Here is a 16,481-nt window from a genome sequence, read left to right on the forward strand (position 1 = left end):
TTTTGCTGACTTGCGGACTGCTGGATCTAAAGCTCAATCAACCGATGGTTCGCTATGAGCTTAGCCGCCGCATCCCGCACATGGCTGTGACAGGTGAATAATAGCACTTGGTGGCGCTTGCTCACATCCGCAATGACGCGCAAACAACTTTCCATCCGTTCCTCATCGAAATTGACAAGAATATCGTCCATGACAAGGGGCAACACCGCTTTCCCCGCATACTCCTGGACAAGAGCAAACCGCATGGACAGATAAAGCTGCTCCGCGGTTCCCCTGCTGAGTTGACTCGTATCGAGCGACTGCCCGTTCGCCCGAATGGCGACTAGCCGATGTTCGCCAAATGGCGCCTTGATTTGAATAAACTTGCCGCCCGTCATTTGTGAGAAATAAACCGATGCTCTTTGCAGTACACTTGGTTGGCGCTCCCGCTCATAAACATCGCGCGCTTTCTTCATAAGCAAAGAGGCAAATGAAGCTACCGCATATTGATCCACCTGCCCACGGATTGTAGCCCGGTAAGCTTCTGCCTCAAGCAGGTGGTCCGCATGTTCGGAGCCCTGCTCCAGCTTCTCCAAAGCACCTGTCAGCTTACCGACCTCCTGACGAAGCCCGTTGGCTGCTTCAACTGCTTCCGACAATTGATCCTGCAAAGCCTGTATGGTGATCATCCATTCATCTTCGCCCTGCATCTCTATCAGTTCAACAATATCAGGCAGCAAACTGCCCCCGGCTAATGATTCTAGTGCGGCCTCCAGCGTCTTCTGTTCTTCGATCAGCCTCGAGCGTTCCGCCTGCTCTCTCTCGTTCTTACGCAGCTCTGAACGATCATTCGCGCAGGCTTCTGCTAGAAGCTGCGCTAACCGTTCCTCCATACGCTGGCGACTCTCCCCAAGCGCCTGCATTTCCCTCTCCCCGTCGATGACAAGCTGCTCCAAACGCTGCTGCTCGGCTAGGAGTCGAAGCTGACGCTGCTCTTGCTCTTTCCAGCGTTTGAGCGCAAGAAGAGACTCATGCTGCGATTGCGCAGGAAGTCTTAGAAGCGATGCCAGCGTATTTTCATATCCTTCAATACTCGATTGCAGAGCTTCTTGCTTGGATTCCTGCTTGCGCAGCTGACGAAGCAGTTCATGCCCTTGTTCCACCGCTTGAATCGTTTCCAGCGCGGCATCTGGCGAAAGCTTCTCATTTAACTCGAGTGCTTGCAACCACGCATACCATTCCGATTCAACCTGACCAAGGGCGATCTCCAACTGACGTAACGCAGCGCTCCTCTCTTCCTCATGCTGTTGAAGCAAAAGCAGCGCCTCCCTGGCGTCCAGCAGCTTGTCCAATTGACGCCTCAGTTCGTTGCGCTGCTGCTTGGAAAGTTCCGCTTCCCGCATCCACGCATCAAGCTGAGGTTGAAGCTCCTGCAAATGTATAGAAACACCTTGCCCTTGTACCTTCATAGCCGTTTCAATTGAAGCTGCAGCCGCTTCCTTAAAGGCTAACCCCTGCTTTTGCAAACTAAATTGCCGCTCGACTTGTTCCTGTAGATTTTGCTCTAAGTTGCGCAATTCCTCAGCTAGACGCTGAGACTCTGAAGAGACGACGCCTGCTTCGGTACCGATACCAACTTCCGCGCCTGTATTTGACGCAAATATCGCTCGCGAAGCCCGCTTCACTTTGGTCGGCCGGCCTGTCGTATATACATATAGAGTCACGCCGGCGAGAAGCGCCAATGCCAGCACAGCGGTACTCCAGCTGTCTTTCCAAAGCAGCAGTCCAGGGACGATAACCGTTAACAGCGATGTAATCACTAGTAACCGCTGCTGGTTCCGTTTTGATGCCGCTTTGCTTTGCGCAGCCGTTTCTTCCAAAAGAAGCCGGTGCTGCTGTTCTTGCACCTGCTTTTCCCGAAGATGCTGAGCGTCTCTAACGAGCAGCTGCCAACGCGCATAGTCTCTGGCCAGACGCTGCAGGGCAGCGCTCCCGTCGACTTCATTCGAAGAAGTTATCGGGCCGGCAAGATCTACGGGAATCGCTTTTCTATGTAAATCCATTTCAATAGACTGTATTTGTTCCACAGCGCGAATCCGCTGTTGATAGAGGCTTTCCAGCTCCGTTCGAGCGCGGAGCTCCTCAACCCGGCTGGAATGAAGCCTTTCTTTATAAGAACGCACCTGTTCACGCAGTGCAATCGACACCGGGAAGGCAGCCAGCGTCCGTTCTTCCCATCGCTCGTCAATCTGCTTCAGCAGCCTGTCCAGCTGCGTGCGCAGATGGTTCATTTCGACGCCCAGCTCCTGGGCGCTGCGCTTATTCTCTTCGTAGGTGGAAGCTTGCTCCAGCAAATGATTCAGCTCGATCTGGTGCGCAAGCAAATCGGCGGGGAGGAGATCCAGCGCCTGCAGCTGGCTGAGCAAGCCCTGCTGCTTGAGCACTAGGCGCGTGCGCTCCGCCTCCACGCGCTCCAGCTCCGCTTCCAGCGCATCGAGCCTCGCCGAGGCATGCTCGGGGAAGCTCGCCAGCGCGGGAAGCGCCGCCAACTCCTGGCCGACCTGCCGCAAGCGGATCCATCCGCTTCGCGCCTTGCCGGCCAGGCTGAGCTTGTGCAGCTCCGCCCGCAGCGCATCCTGCTGCCGCTCCAAGGCGGCAATGCGCTCCTCGGCGGAGCGGCGCTCCTCCTGCAGCCGATCATAGTCGGCTGCATAGTCCCGGCTGCGGCGCAGCGTCTGCACCAGCCCCTCAAGCTCCCTCAGGAGACGGTTGATCTCCTGATTGCGCCCGCGGGGCTTGAACAGGCCGTCGGCCTGCGCCGTCAGCTTGCGTTCGGCCTCCATGATGGCCGAACCGCTCACGCCGAGCCCAGCGCTATACAGATAGCCGCTGAGCTCGTCCGTCTGCAGGGTGCGCAGCTCCTGCAGCTCGGTCAAACCAAAAGCGAACAAGCTGCGAAAGAGGTCGGCCGATAGGCCGCCCAGCAGCGTGTTCAGCAGCTCCTCGCCCCCGGTGGTGCCATCACCGAGGGTGACTTTGACGAGCCCGGCGGAGGCCCGTCTGCCGCCTGCGGCAGAAGCGTCGTAGCGCTCGACGCGGATACGTTGACCCTGCGCATCCAGCAGGGTTAGTGCGCCGCCATGGGCGCCGCCGCCCAGCGGCTCGTAACGCTCGGCCCGGTTCTGGCGGGTCGGGAAACCGAACAGCACCGCGCGGACGAAGCCCATGAGCGTGCTTTTGCCCGCTTCGTTGGCGCCGTAAAACAGCGCCAGCGGCGTATCCGTGTCCAGCTGCTTGTCCCGCAAGCTGCCGAAGCCTTCCACATGAATGGATATGATTCTCATCCATGCCACCCCCCATCCGCAGCTAGCAAGTCTGCTGCCAATTCTTCGGCGGCGCGCAGCCATTGCCGCAGCCGCTCGGGATCCGCCGCAGCCGGCGCTCCGGCTGCCTGCGGCAAGCTCTGCAGCGCGGCCAGCGCCTCGCGCGCGAATTCAGCCAGCGCAGCGTCGTCTTCGCGCAGCGCATGAGAGAGCCGCAGCAGATCGCCGAGAAAGCTCTTCTCCTGCTGCAACGCCTCAAGGTCGATCTCGCTGCCCGTCCGATCCTCGATCGACTCGATCCAGACGAAGCGGCTTCGCTCCGCTTCGTCTTCCCTGAATTCAGCGGTCAGCTCGTCCAATGCCCGCCCTTTGCGCAGGAGCGCGTGTACCATGCCGCGTCCTTCCAGTACGAAACGGACGACGGCATCCCGGCCGTCCGCCTCCTCGCGAATTCGCTCGATATGTTCGCCGAGCCGATCCTTCAATTCTTGCTCTGTCTGTAAGCCTGCAACAGATACCTTCTCATGAAACCAGCGTACACGATCAAGTGCATGGAACGTTAATTCCGCTCTGCCATCTTCGTGGACATCGACCACATAGCAGCCCCGTGCCCCCGTCTCACGTATGCTCCGACCCTGGATGTTCCCCGGGTATACGATCGTAGGCGACTGCTCATTCAATACTTGTCGCGTATGTACATGCCCAAGAGCCCAATAATGCATACCGCTTGCAATCAATTCCTGCTTCGTGCAAGGCGCATAGTTATCATGGCCAGGATCGCCGTCCACATTGGTATGCAGAAGCCCTATCTGATACACATTCGGATTGCCTGCTTTAAACTGATGCGCAAGATTATCCGTTACGCTCGAAGTCCTGTACGAAATGCCATGAACCTGAGCAATGACGCCGAGGTCCGGCTTTTCGACATCGACCGTCTCCACCCGGTCGCACGCAAAAAAATGGACTGCTGCCGGCCATACCAGCTTCGCCGCGCGTCCATCCTGAGGATCATGATTCCCATGTATGATATAAGCGGGAATTCCCCGCGCCGCCAATTGCTCCATCGCTCTTTGGAAGCGAATTTGTGCGCGCAGGGAACGATCCGATAGATCGTACACATCACCGCTGATGAGCACGAAATCTGCTTTTTCTTCAATGGCAAGCGTGACGAGTTCCTTAAGCGCCCCAAAGGTCGATTCTCTGATCCGCTCTCGAACCCGTTCAGGCAGCGCCGACATCCCTTTGAACGGACTGTCTACATGCAAATCGGCTGCATGCACAAACCGCAGTCGCTTCATCCCGATTCCGCCCCTACAAGTTTTTCGCTTAATTTATTGATATCTTTCGTACACGCTTTTCAACTGACGCAGCACGCGGTTGAGCGAGTAAGTCTTCTTCGCCTTTTCCCAAGCGGTTCGAGCCAAATTGTAACGGAATGTCGGATCGATGATCACTTTTTCCAAGGCAAGACTCAGCGTATGCGCATCCCCCACTGGAACGAGCAATCCGTTATGACCGTGCTCAATTTGCTCCGCGATACCGCCGACGTTCGTCCCGACCAGCGCCAACCAGCACAAAGCGGCCTCCGCGAATACGGAACCGAATGCCTCTGCACGCGAGGGCAACACGAACACATCAAAGAATGGCATGAACTCTTCCGGATGCAGCATATATCCGTAGAAAATCGTATCTTCATATATGTTTTGTTCGATGGCCAGCTTCTCCAGCTCTTGACGGCTGGGTCCGTCGCCGATAATATGCAGCACGAATGGAAGTCCGCGCCTCTTTAGTTCCCCGCAAGCGATGAGCAGCGTATCCAAGCCTTTCGCCGGTACCAGACGACAAACCGTGATGAATTGCGTAACTTGGTTTTCATGTGAAATCGGCCGAAAACGTTTCTCGTCAAATCCGTTCGGTATGACGCCGATTCTTTCACTATCTTGAACGAAGTCGGATAAATATTGTTTGAATGAGTTCGAGACGGTAATCATTTGATCGACTCTTGCTTCCAGCTCTCCATAGAGCAGCGTTAGAAACTGATGCTCGAGTCCATTTTCCTCAATACGGCCATTCAGAATTAACTCTTTCTCAAAACTGGAGTGAATGGTTACAATGACCGGCGTTTCCGGGTGCAGCTGCTTCATTACGAGACCTGCGATCGGATGGTGCGCATGAATAATATCGTATTTTTTCGTTAATCGCAGCTTCGTCCACCAAACATAATCCTTGTAGGTCTGGATGTATTTATCTACAATCGGGTTACCGGCATATTTTCGCCAATCGAACGTGGTAAATACCACTTCCTCTGTTCCTTTGCCGCGAATGCGCTTAGGCAGCGAAAATAATTCCATCTCCCAGCCCTTTTTATTAAATCGGTCCAAAATATAGGGAACCATGGATGACACCCCACCCGGCTGTTCCGGTGGAAAAAACAATGCTTGCAATATGTTCATTGCATGAGCCCCTCTCTCAAATCCTTGAGCTTACCTTCTCATTGTAACTGGTGTTCGCCGAATAGAAAAGAGAACAGCGCCAGTCCTGCCAATTCGATTCTATCCCTCTGGGCCTTTTTCCTTTATAATAGATGATGTAAATCTGCGTCTGGAGGAAGGTATGAAAGCTATTGATCTTCTGTTCGGTGATTTGGCCTCCATTTTATCGAATACTGTCATCCTTGTAATTCTGGCTCTCATGTTTGTGGTTTCTGTCAGGCTCTTTCTTGATCGCCGCAAAAAGGGCTACTTATCGATGACCATCTCCATTATCATTATCGGTATTCAGTATATGCTGCAGCTTTATCTAAAGCTCCACGCTATCGATACAAGCCACACGGCCTACATGCTGTTAATGCTCAAAATCATATCTTTCGTTCTCGTCAACATGGGCATTTATCAACTATACAACCGGACGAAACGTAAGCAGTACGTCTTTTTTTACGGGTTAATCATTATGGGCTTCATTGTATCGATCCTTCATTTCTTCATTCCTGAGCTTTATAACGGGACACCCGGTCAAGTCCGGCTGCTGCAGGATATCGGTCTTGAATTATATGTGTTTGTACTTATTTTCCTTTGTTTTTACATGATTCCGCCCAGCATTGGGCAGCAGATCAAGTATCAACTTGCGTTGACGGTATTCTTTTTCATGCAAACCGCTCATCTCATTAATGCTTACATGTACGGCAATGCTCAGCCTTGGTTCTCGCTAGCGGGCAATGCGCTGCCGATCGTGTATTATTTTCTGCTCTTTATGCTGCTCTTTGAACGCGTCGTTGAATTGATGCAGGCAATTTATAACTCTTCCATTACTGACGGGCTAACCCGGCTTTATAACCGCAAATTTTTTTACAACCGGGTCACGCAATATGTGCAGCGGCACCTGCCAATCTCAATTTTGTTCAGTGATATTGATAACTTCAAAAAGCTGAACGATACAAAAGGCCATCAAATGGGTGACGACGTGCTTAAGCAAGTCGCGCAAATCCTTAAAGATGAAGCTGAGGAATGCGGCATTGCAGGACGTTATGGCGGCGAAGAGATGGTCGTCATGGTGACCGATCCAAGCATTAAAATGGACGAGTTCGCAGAGCGCGTCCGCAAACGCATAGAGACCGAAACGATTGTCACGGCCAGCATCGGCTACAGTAAATACAAAAGCGGATTAAGCGCCGAAGAACTTATCAAACAAGCGGACGAGGCTATGTACAAAGCGAAGACGACGGGCAAAAACAAGGTGGTGAAGTTTGCATAGCATGCAAAAATTTCGTGCTGTCGCCCTTTGGCTATTGTTCCCGGTTCTCGGTGTGGTACTAAGTGCAGTTCTGTTTCCTATTGCCATAGAAAATAGTAAGAAACCTCATGCTTATACATACTCAAAACTAAGTGCTGCGAATGGTATCGTGCTTCATGCATTGAAAACGAAACCGGACAATATCGCCATTAAAGCCATTCATACAAATGTGACGGATACAGGCTTGTACGGTATTAATGGCGGTTTTTTCTACAATGGCGATCTGCTCAGCATCGCAGTGACGGACGATCGGCCCGCTAAGGGCGAGGCTAACGATTTACGGCACCGGCTGGTATAATACAGACGTCGCCCGTGGTACGCTCATTTGGGATAAAGCGGTCAGGGCATTCTCTATCCAGGTCGTAAAACATGCGGGCGAGCTCAAGGTCACGGATCGCAACCTCTACTGGGCTCAGGGCGGAGTTAGTATGAAACTTGCTGATAATGAGGGCTGGGCAGCACAAACCATCGAAGAAGAAATGCCCGCTTTTGATGAAAACCGACTTCGCTCTGCTGCTGCCTATGACAACCGTGGTAACGTATGGCTGATTGTAACGCCAACGCCTTGTACGATTGAGCAATTTCGCAGCGCTATTTTGCAAAAAATCGTTCCCGGTCAATTAGTCGATGGCATTCTCCTAGATGGTGACGGTTCCTCACAGCTACTAAGCCGTGAAAGGAAGCTGCAAGGGGATGGTCGTGAGGTTTATCAGATGCTGCAAATTGTTAGATGAATGTCTTTCATAAAAACCGACAGGCAGTGTAGAGCTGCATGCCGGCTTAAACTGTCAGCGGTTCATGATTACTTGTCTACCTCATCAATATGCTCCTTGCAAAATGCTTCCACCATAGCTACCTCATCGTCTTCCAGATCAAAGTCAAGATAACGTTGTATCGTTTTCTCGTAGAGCTCATATTTCATCAGCCCCGCTTGATTCTCATCCACATTATAAATGGCTCTAATATACAGGCCGCTTTCGGAGTACAGCTCATCGTCATCCGGAACCTCAATATCCAGCATAAACTCGTACCGCTGCCCGTTGAGAATGCCGAACGGGTCTTTGACCAATTCCACAGTATAACTCGTAATTGTAATCATCGTAACACCCTTTCTTTCTTAATAATATTAATGAATGTGTTTCCCAAAATTTAATATGAAATTCATTCTGTAAGTTCCCCTCATGAAATATACGTTAACAATTGCCTTTATGCAAATCAAAAATAAGTATTGATTGCATAAAGTCGCCGGCATCAGCATTACAGTATGAATATGGTTGCAATAAATGTTAAACGTACTTTCTATCAGGAAGGGGAGTGAATGTATTGAAAATATGGGTGTCGGGAGAGCATGAAACACTCAGGACCATCGCGAATAAAAACCACGTATCCATTGAGGACCTCATTTTGCTCAATCCGCACGTTGAACATCCCGATCAGGATATCACCGGCATACCGGTATATCTTCCTTCCAATACGGAATCGAGCAACGGAATCCATTCGAGGGCCGCGCCAACCGGTGCACTTCCGACTTGTCCGGTCGTACCGGGACCGACCCTTAATAACTGGATTCCCCTCACTCCGCTGGATCAGATGGCTCAGCGGGAATACGATGTTCTGATTATTGGCACCGGAGCCGGGGGAGGAGCCGTACTTTGGCGATTGTGCGAGCAATGGAAAAGGGAAGGAAAACGGATCGGTATCATTGAACGCGGGGACCAGGTAATTCCTACACATGCCCGAAATTTGTCGACCATGAACCAGGAGCGTCTGGTAGCTTATTTTAACTACTTATCCAAGTCTTTGCCTGGTTCTATGCCGGAATATCCGGGAGCTAGGCAGCTTTTTGCGCTGGGTGGCAGAACGCTTTTTTGGTATGCATTTACGCCTCGGATGCACGAGTGGGATTTGGCGAAATGGCCTATACCTGTCAGTGAAATGGAGAGCTATTATGGTGTGGCGGAAGAAGTCATGAAAGTAACCGGAGCTTTTGCTGAAGGTGCTTCATTCACTGAAATTTTACTTGAGCGGTTATGGATGCGCGGTTATTCCAAAGCTGCCCCCCTTCCGATCGCAGCCGATATCGTTCCTCATTCGTTCGGACAGATCCATACCGACATGTTTACCAGCTCCATTTCCCTGCTTGCAAGAGCGCTGCATATAAGGCCGTTCGATTTGGCTATCAATTCGCGGGCCGTGCAGATTATTCATGAAAACGGGAAAGTTACCGGTGTCAAGGTCGTTGCCCCGGATAAAACAGCTTATACCCTGAAAGCCAAAACCGTTGTTGTGAGCGCGAGTACTTTTGAAACGCCCCGCTTGCTGCTGAATTCAGGATTCCAACACCAGGCCTTGGGTCATTACCTGACGAATCAATCCTTTGTTCAAGCGACAGGAAGCATTAGCACGGCTGATTTCCCAATCCCTTGGGGTCCCCTTAACATCATGATTCCGCAAAAGCCGGATACTCCATACTCGGTGCTGATGACCGGACCGGAAGCTTTCTATTGGTATCCGGTTGCCTATGAAAGACCGCTAAGGGGTGAAGCACCGGTTAATTTTTATGGTTATGGAAAGGTCGAACCGAGATTTGAAAATCGGATTACATTAAATCCGGACAAAAGAGATGAGTATGGCGTCCCTGAAATTCAAGTGCATTTTTCCTTTAGTGAAACCGATTGGAACGTTGTTCGCCAAATGTCAGAAGGAATAAAGCGCATTGCCAAGGATTCGGGTATCCGTCTGGTTTCCAGAAACGGCAAACCGCCTATTTGCCTAACCCCTCTCGGCGATTTGCATCATGATTCCGGCACATGCCGGATCGGGGATGACCCATCTACATCGGTCGCGGACCCCAACGGGCAAATCCGCGGCGTTTCCGGTCTCTATGTGGCCGATAACAGCGCTTTACCTTACATCGGAGCCGAAAATCAGACTTTGTCTACAATTGCACTCGCTATTCGCACGGCGGATCACATCGTCCGGCAGCATGGGGGTATGTTGAAAACGAAACGCGATTTGAATGAACCGAGTTAGCTATTACATAAATCATCCCCTAAAAAAAGCAGCTTCTACACAGACTTTGAACTGTGCAGAGCTGCTTTTTCAAATTTGATAGTTAGCGCACGGAAAATTTATAAATCGTACTTTGCCTGTAAATCTGATCTGGAAGCAATTCCGTACTTGGAAAATTAGGATGATTCGGAGAATCCGGATAATGCTGTGTCTCCAGAGACAAACCACCGTACTTTTTATACCCTTTCCCCTCTTTTCCAATATCGCTTCCATTTAAATTGTTGCCTGAATAGAATTGAATGCCTGGCTGTGTGGTGTAAACCTCCATCATGCGGCCCGAATTCGGTTCAAACACGCTTGCTGCCAAAACCATGGCATTCCCGGTACGATTCAATTCATAATTGAAATCATAACCGTTCCTTGCATACCTCATCTGTGGGTCTTTGGAATGAATCCGCGCACCAATTGTCATCGGTTTACGGAAGTTAAGCGGCGTACCGGCTACGCTTCGTATTTCCCCCGTTGGGATGAGATCCGGCTTGATCGGAGTAAACCGGTCGGCGTGAATCGTTAAGATATGCCCAAGGACATCCCTGTTACCTGCGCCTGCGAGGTTGTAGTAGTTATGCTGGGACAGGTTCACTACCGTTTTTTTATCGGTTGTGGCTGTATAATCCATCCTCAGCTCATTGTCGTTAGTCAGGGTATATACCAGTTTTACCTTAACATTTCCCGGGAACCCTTCTTCACCGTCTTTGCTCAAATAACTTAGAGCGAGCCCGAAACCGTCTTCTTGATAGACTTCCTCCACTCCCCATACCCTCTTGTCAAATCCCCGTTTCCCGCCATGCAGCGTATGCGGTCCCTCATTTACAGAAAGCTGATAGGTTACACCGTCAAGTGTAAACCGGCCGTTAGCGATTCGATTCGCGTACCGTCCCAGAATAGCCCCGAAGTAGGGCTTATTACCGGTTCGCAAATAATCTTCCAGCGACCCATAACCAAGGAGGACATCCTCAAAGATCCCGTTCCGATCCGGTACCTCAAGCTTCAGCATTATTCCGCCGTAAGTCATAATTGCAGCCTGTATGCCTCTTTTATTAGTCAAGGTATAAAGGTATACAGCTTGGCCTTCGAGGGTTTTGCCGAAATATTGCTTGGTAATGCCGTAGGAAGCTGCATTCTCGTTAGGGAAATTCCCCCCTTGTTATTTTCTCCAGCGGCTGTGTATTTCCGTATACAGGTTCAGCTCCATGGGGCAAGGCCGCCCAACGTACAGCGTTTGCTATTACCCGCAAAACGTCTTTGTTATAGTAGGTTGGATAATTTTCATCTCCAGGCCGGAAGTAAAAGATTTTCCCGAGTCCTCGTTGATACGCACACCCGCTGCGGAATACTTCCCCGCCCTGGAACCAGCTGATAAATACCAGCTCTTCGGGAGCAGGTATATCAAAAAACTCTCCATACATCTCTTCATGCTGCAACTCGAAATATTCCCCAAGTCCTTCGGTAATCGGGTGGGAGGGGTCGACAACCCATATTCTTTCCCTCTCGGCATCTGTTCTCCATTTCAGATCACAAGTAGTCCCCATCAATTTCTGAAATATTTTCGACCGATGTCCGGAATGCAGAACGACGAGTCCCATGCCTTGCAGCACTCTTGCCTGGATTCTATTGACGATCTCGTCAGCCACCTTCTCATGAGCCAAGTGCCCCCACCATATCAAAACATCCGTTTGACTAAGCACCTCGTTCGAGAGTCCGTGCTCCGGCTGTTCCAATGTTGCCGTTTGAATTCGAAATCCGTACGGTCCAATACCTGTGGCAATCGCTTGATGAATGCCATTTGGATAAATGCGGGCTATTTTCGGATCTGTTCTCTCAGGAACAAATTCATTCCAGATGGTCACATGTATCGGTTTCATCTCAAACATCGGTCCGCTGCCAATTCTTACTTTCATCGGTCAATCCCTCCATCTCTTTAACTTCATGTATAGTGAACACGTCATTAACATAGTAATGGGGAGCATATATGTTTATTAAAAGGAAGTGATAATATTGAACATATATATCGCTGATAATGAAGATACCCTTCTTAAAATTTCTCGAAAATATCAAGTTGAATTAGTTCAATTGATGTCTCTGAATCCGCATATTGACAGGTCTGATACAATCATCGCAGGCCAACGCGTCAACCTTCCATCTCCATTCATGCCAAGAAACGAAGACAGGGTTGTTGCCCCTTTTTGCCCGCCAGTACCTCAAGAGGATTTTCTTCCTGACTGGATTCCGCTCACCCCCGTGGAGCAGATGGCTGCAACCGAATATGATGTCCTCATTGTCGGATCTGGCGCAGGGGGAGGAGCAGCTCTGTGGAGATTATGTGAACAGTGGGGGGATAACGGAAAAAAAATTGGGATCATAGAGAGAGGCCCCCTTTTCTTGCCCACCCATGTAGCGAACATAGCCACCATTAACTTTGATAACTTTAGGGTATACGCACCACCGCAAATTACCAATCTGGCCGGGAACAAACTCCCGCAATATCCAGGTTTAAAGCTGATTCACGCTTTAGGCGGAAGAACCTTAATATGGGGGGCAGTCACCCCGCGTATACCGGATTTTGAATTGGCAAGCTGGCCGATTCCGATCAGCGAAATGGGGCTTTATTACAATATCGCCGAAGAAATCATGAACGTTACAACTTCCTATACGAAAGATTCGTCGATTACACAGATTCTTCTAAAACGGCTTCGGGAAAATGGATATTACAATGCAGACGATATTCCGGTTGCTACCGACCTGGATGAAACCCGCTCCGGGAGACTTCATTCCAATGTCTTTTTCAGTTCCATTCTTTTTTTGGCCAGAGCATTGAGCATGCGCCCCTTTGATTTGGCCGTTAACGCCTATGCTGCTGAAGTTATTACCGATGGCCGTAAAACCGTCGGCGTTCGGGTGATGACCCCGGATAAGATATCTCATTTCATCAAAGCGAAAACCGTCGTGCTAGCGGCAAGCGCAACACAAACTCCACGTATACTGCTTAACTCGAGGATTCCAGGAAAAGCGATCGGCAGGTATCTCACTAACCATTCGTACCTGATAACTACAGCAAGCGTAAATACTAGGGGTTTCTCCGAACCATTAGGAGCATTGGGAATTATCGTTCCACAACTTGAAGATCGCCCTTTTCAGTTGCAGCTTCAAGGGCCGGAACAATATTTTAACTACAATTATGAAAAAAAGCCGATCAAGGACGATTGGGAAATCATCTTCTTCACGTCAGGTAAGGTTGAAGCTCGTTACGAAAATAGAGTATTTCTGGATCCGAACAGGTTGGATGAGTACGGGATGCCGGAAATGCAAGTTAGTTTCTCGTATAGCGAAAAGGATGAAGCTGTTCTTCAGCAGATGTATGACGCTGTCCTGCAGTCTTCTTCTGCGATGCAATTACGCGTGGCCACGATGAACGGAGTTCCCGCCATTTGCTTAATGCCGGCTGGGACAGATAATCACGAAGCCGGAACATGCCGGATGGGCGACGACCCGAATACGTCGGCCACGAATCGGCACGGACAAATTCATGGCGTGCCGGGTCTTTATATCGCAGACAGCAGCGTCCTGCCCTCGATTGGCGCTACCAATCCTACCTTGTCAACCGTCGCTCTGGCGATTAGGACGGCAGATTACATCATTAGACAGTTGCAATAATCAAGATCAAATAGCTAAATACTCTCCCCCATTGACATGAAGAGTGATCCCGACCGCATAGCTGGAATCGTCGGATGCAAGGTATAAATAGGCCGGCGCGAGTTCCGCAGGTTGACATGGCCGGCCGATCGGATTATCGCTGCCAAATGTCATATACATCTCCGGGGGAAGAGAGGCTGGAATTAGTGGGGTCCACGTCTTGCCGGGAGCTACACAGTTCACGCGGATTCCTCTCTTGATCAAAGATAACGCTAACGAGCGGGTAAAAGTGCCAACCGCTCCCTTGGTCGCGGAATAATCAATTAATTGTTCAAAACCGGCAATTGACGTTACCGAGCTTGTATTGATGATCGTGCTTCCCGGTCTTAAATGGGGAACGACCGCTTTTGCAAAATAAAGGAAAGAGAAAAAGTTGGTTCTAAAGGTACGTTCAAGCTGCTCGGCGCTAATATGTTCAATGCTGCTCTGAACGTGCTGTTCGGCGGCATTATTGATCAAAATATCAATTCGCCCGAACTCGGATAAAGTGTGCCCTACAGCCTCGCGACAAAAATCTTCATAGCCGATATCCCCTGCTATCGTCAAACATCTGCGGCCCATTTCCCTTATCCTGGTCGCGGTTTCCATGGCATCTCCATGTTCATTAAGGTAGACGACAACGATATCCGCCCCCTCCTTGGCGAACAAATAGGCGATTGCACGCCCGATGCCGCTATCCCCCCCTGTAATAATGGCTACTTTGCCCTGTAATTTTCCGGTTCCGATATGATCCGGATTTTCAGAAATGGGCCTTGGAATCATAATGGATTCAATTCCCGGCTGCCCAGGTTGATATTGAAGCGGGGCCTGAATAGGTATATCTTCACACTTCGTTAAGTGCCCGTAGTTCGGATGCATGAATGATTCCTCCATCACAATCAGTTACTTTCAGATTATTCCACGAAGCACAAATAGGTGATTGCCCATTAATTTATGACTGCCTGAACTTCCCAAGTATTACTTTCCAATATTCTGGAAACCATAATATAACATTCAGGGAAGGACTGATCCTATGAATTTTTTCAAGTGGCTTGTTCAAAGCCGTTATCGCGGCAGGATCTTTTCGTATAATGAATCAGACAATCTGTTGCAGGCAGCGGACCCGGTGAATCAAGAAGGGTCTCCCGCTTCAGGCGTTTCAACAATTTCGCCTCATTTATCGGACAACCTGCAAAGGGTAAAGGAAGTTTTCAAGCATTGCAGCGACTTTAACATACTTCCTTGGCAGTACGGTCCCGAATTGAGTTATGCCGCATTCTCCATTTATTTTGATTCAGTCGTTCAAAAAAAAGATCATAATTACTTTAGAGTATCGCTTCAGGATCAAGTTATCCACGAGCTTGGGCAAGGAACGATGGTTACGCCAGAAGATATTAAATTCTTTTTCAGCAATAAAGGAGCCTCTTCCGACTCTGCCATATTGGTCGAAGATTTCAACGAGGCGGTAAACTATGCACTTGAAGGCCATCTCGTCATCTTCTTCGACCAATGGAACAAAGCGCTCAGCTTCAACGCAACAAACCTTGAAACCAGACAAGTCACCGAATCGGTCACCGAACCGGTCGTTAAAGGACCTCGAGAAAGCACTGTTGAAAATTTATCAAAAAATTTAGGAATGCTCCGTACACGGTTAAAGACGCCAAATTTCAAAATAGAAACATTGCCGACGTCAGGACAGACGAGAACGAAGGTTGCATACGGCTATTTGGATGGAACCGTCAACCCTGAGATGTTAGCCGAATTTCAAAGGAGAATAGCCAAGCTTCAGAACAAAGAGATATTGGAAACCTCGTACATCGAAGAATCCATAGAGGATTCCACTTATTCTCCTTTTCCTCAATACCGTTACACCGAAAGAACGGATGTTGCCGTTGCCGCCTTACTGGAAGGGAAAATTATTGTTTTGGTTGAAGGAACCGGATCCATCCTGATCTGTCCCGGGTTGTTATTCGAACTGCTGCAATCCAGTGAAGATTACTATCAAAGAACCGTTATTTCAAGCATTATCCGTGTCCTGAGATTGGTTGCCTTATTTATCGCCATAGGCCTGCCCAGCGTATATATTGCTTTTTCCACTTTTCATCCGGAATTAATTCCGACCGTTCTCCTGCTTGCCGTCGTCAACTCCCGTGAAGGGATTCCATTCCCTGCCGTCTTTGAAGCACTCATTATGGAATTCTTCTTTGAACTGCTTCGGGAGGCCGGAATTCGTCTGCCGCGTCCGGTCGGGTCTGCGGTGAGCATCGTCGGAGCGCTTGTTATCGGAGAAGCTGCCATCAATGCCGGCATCGCATCGCCGATCATGGTCATTATCGTTGCATTAACCGGGATTGCATCCTTTTCCATACCCCAATACAACTTTGCCATTGCGCTGCGCATATTACGGTTTCCCCTCATGCTGTTCGCAGCTGTTTTAGGCATATTCGGCATATTGATCGCCTTCATGCTAATTTGGCTCCACTTGGCGAATTTACGTTCTTTAGGCCAGCCTTATTTAAGCCCAGTCGGTCCTTTTATACCACGGCAGATGAGGGATGTAATCGTTCGCGCTCCGCTCGAAATCTTAATGCGCTCACCGCGAAATCGCCATATGCGCAAGCCTTGAAATAAGCAACAATGTCATAT

The 16,481-nt window shown here is 49.8% G+C and carries 13 protein-coding genes; 6 read left to right on the forward strand and 7 right to left on the reverse strand.

From position 1 onward, the window contains the following. Positions 1-26 precede the first annotated feature (26 nt). From ICC18_RS12855 to ICC18_RS12865, 3 genes are read right to left on the reverse strand one after another with little or no spacing between them, the layout of a single operon-like run. On the reverse strand, positions 27-3,323 hold the full coding sequence (locus ICC18_RS12855; protein ID WP_188174834.1) for an AAA family ATPase: 3,297 nt from the start codon (positions 3,321-3,323) through the stop codon (positions 27-29). Beyond that, positions 3,320-4,600, reverse strand: coding sequence for a metallophosphoesterase family protein (locus ICC18_RS12860; RefSeq protein ID WP_188174835.1), 1,281 nt, complete (start codon positions 4,598-4,600; stop codon positions 3,320-3,322). Before ICC18_RS12860 ends, ICC18_RS12855 begins: the two co-directional genes overlap by 4 nt. 33 nt (positions 4,601-4,633) lie before the next feature. Next, a complete protein-coding gene (locus tag ICC18_RS12865; RefSeq protein ID WP_188174836.1) occupies positions 4,634-5,755 on the reverse strand; it encodes a glycosyltransferase family 4 protein in 1,122 nt (373 codons plus the stop codon). 160 nt (positions 5,756-5,915) lie between these two features. Between ICC18_RS12865 and ICC18_RS12870 the strand changes: the two genes are divergently transcribed. The 3 genes from ICC18_RS12870 (at position 5,916) to ICC18_RS33710 (ending at position 7,825) form a co-directional block, all read left to right on the forward strand. Further along, positions 5,916-7,052: a GGDEF domain-containing protein gene (locus ICC18_RS12870; RefSeq protein ID WP_188174837.1), complete on the forward strand. Its 1,137-nt coding sequence runs from the start codon at positions 5,916-5,918 to the stop codon at positions 7,050-7,052. A 1-nt stretch (position 7,053) separates the two neighbouring features. Beyond that, on the forward strand, positions 7,054-7,389 hold the full coding sequence (locus ICC18_RS33705) for a hypothetical protein (protein ID WP_223192545.1): 336 nt from the start codon (positions 7,054-7,056) through the stop codon (positions 7,387-7,389). Positions 7,390-7,519: 130 nt separating this feature from the next. Further along, complete coding sequence (locus tag ICC18_RS33710) at positions 7,520-7,825, forward strand: hypothetical protein (protein ID WP_223192546.1); 306 nt, start codon at positions 7,520-7,522, stop codon at positions 7,823-7,825. Between the two features lie 68 nt (positions 7,826-7,893). On the opposite strand, the gene ICC18_RS12880 is transcribed toward ICC18_RS33710, so the two are convergent. Next, positions 7,894-8,190, reverse strand: a complete 297-nt coding sequence (locus ICC18_RS12880; protein WP_188174838.1) for a DUF6509 family protein — start codon at positions 8,188-8,190, stop codon at positions 7,894-7,896. 215 nt (positions 8,191-8,405) lie between these two features. Between ICC18_RS12880 and ICC18_RS12885 the strand changes: the two genes are divergently transcribed. Beyond that, on the forward strand, positions 8,406-10,124 hold the full coding sequence (locus tag ICC18_RS12885; protein ID WP_188174839.1) for a GMC oxidoreductase: 1,719 nt from the start codon (positions 8,406-8,408) through the stop codon (positions 10,122-10,124). A gap of 82 nt (positions 10,125-10,206) precedes the next feature. On the opposite strand, the gene ICC18_RS12890 is transcribed toward ICC18_RS12885, so the two are convergent. Both ICC18_RS12890 and ICC18_RS12895 read right to left on the reverse strand, forming a co-directional pair. Next, entirely contained in the window at positions 10,207-11,268 is a 1,062-nt protein-coding gene (locus tag ICC18_RS12890) for an aldose epimerase family protein (protein WP_188175308.1), read from the reverse strand. Positions 11,269-11,290: 22 nt separating this feature from the next. Further along, on the reverse strand, positions 11,291-12,064 hold the full coding sequence (locus tag ICC18_RS12895; RefSeq protein WP_188174840.1) for a ThuA domain-containing protein: 774 nt from the start codon (positions 12,062-12,064) through the stop codon (positions 11,291-11,293). Between the two features lie 88 nt (positions 12,065-12,152). Here ICC18_RS12895 and ICC18_RS12900 point away from each other — a divergent pair, with 88 nt between their 5' ends. Further along, positions 12,153-13,817, forward strand: a complete 1,665-nt coding sequence (locus ICC18_RS12900) for a GMC oxidoreductase (protein WP_312029525.1) — start codon at positions 12,153-12,155, stop codon at positions 13,815-13,817. A gap of 6 nt (positions 13,818-13,823) precedes the next feature. Here ICC18_RS12900 and ICC18_RS12905 read toward each other — a convergent pair whose 3' ends face one another. After that, a complete protein-coding gene (locus ICC18_RS12905; protein WP_188174841.1) occupies positions 13,824-14,714 on the reverse strand; it encodes an SDR family oxidoreductase in 891 nt (296 codons plus the stop codon). Between the two features lie 154 nt (positions 14,715-14,868). Here ICC18_RS12905 and ICC18_RS12910 point away from each other — a divergent pair, with 154 nt between their 5' ends. Next, on the forward strand, positions 14,869-16,461 hold the full coding sequence (locus tag ICC18_RS12910; RefSeq protein WP_188174842.1) for a spore germination protein: 1,593 nt from the start codon (positions 14,869-14,871) through the stop codon (positions 16,459-16,461). The last annotated feature ends 20 nt before the right edge of the window (positions 16,462-16,481 follow it).

It is taken from the genome of Paenibacillus sedimenti (assembly GCF_014534655.1).
GTDB lineage: Bacteria > Bacillota > Bacilli > Paenibacillales > NBRC-103111 > Paenibacillus_E > Paenibacillus_E sedimenti.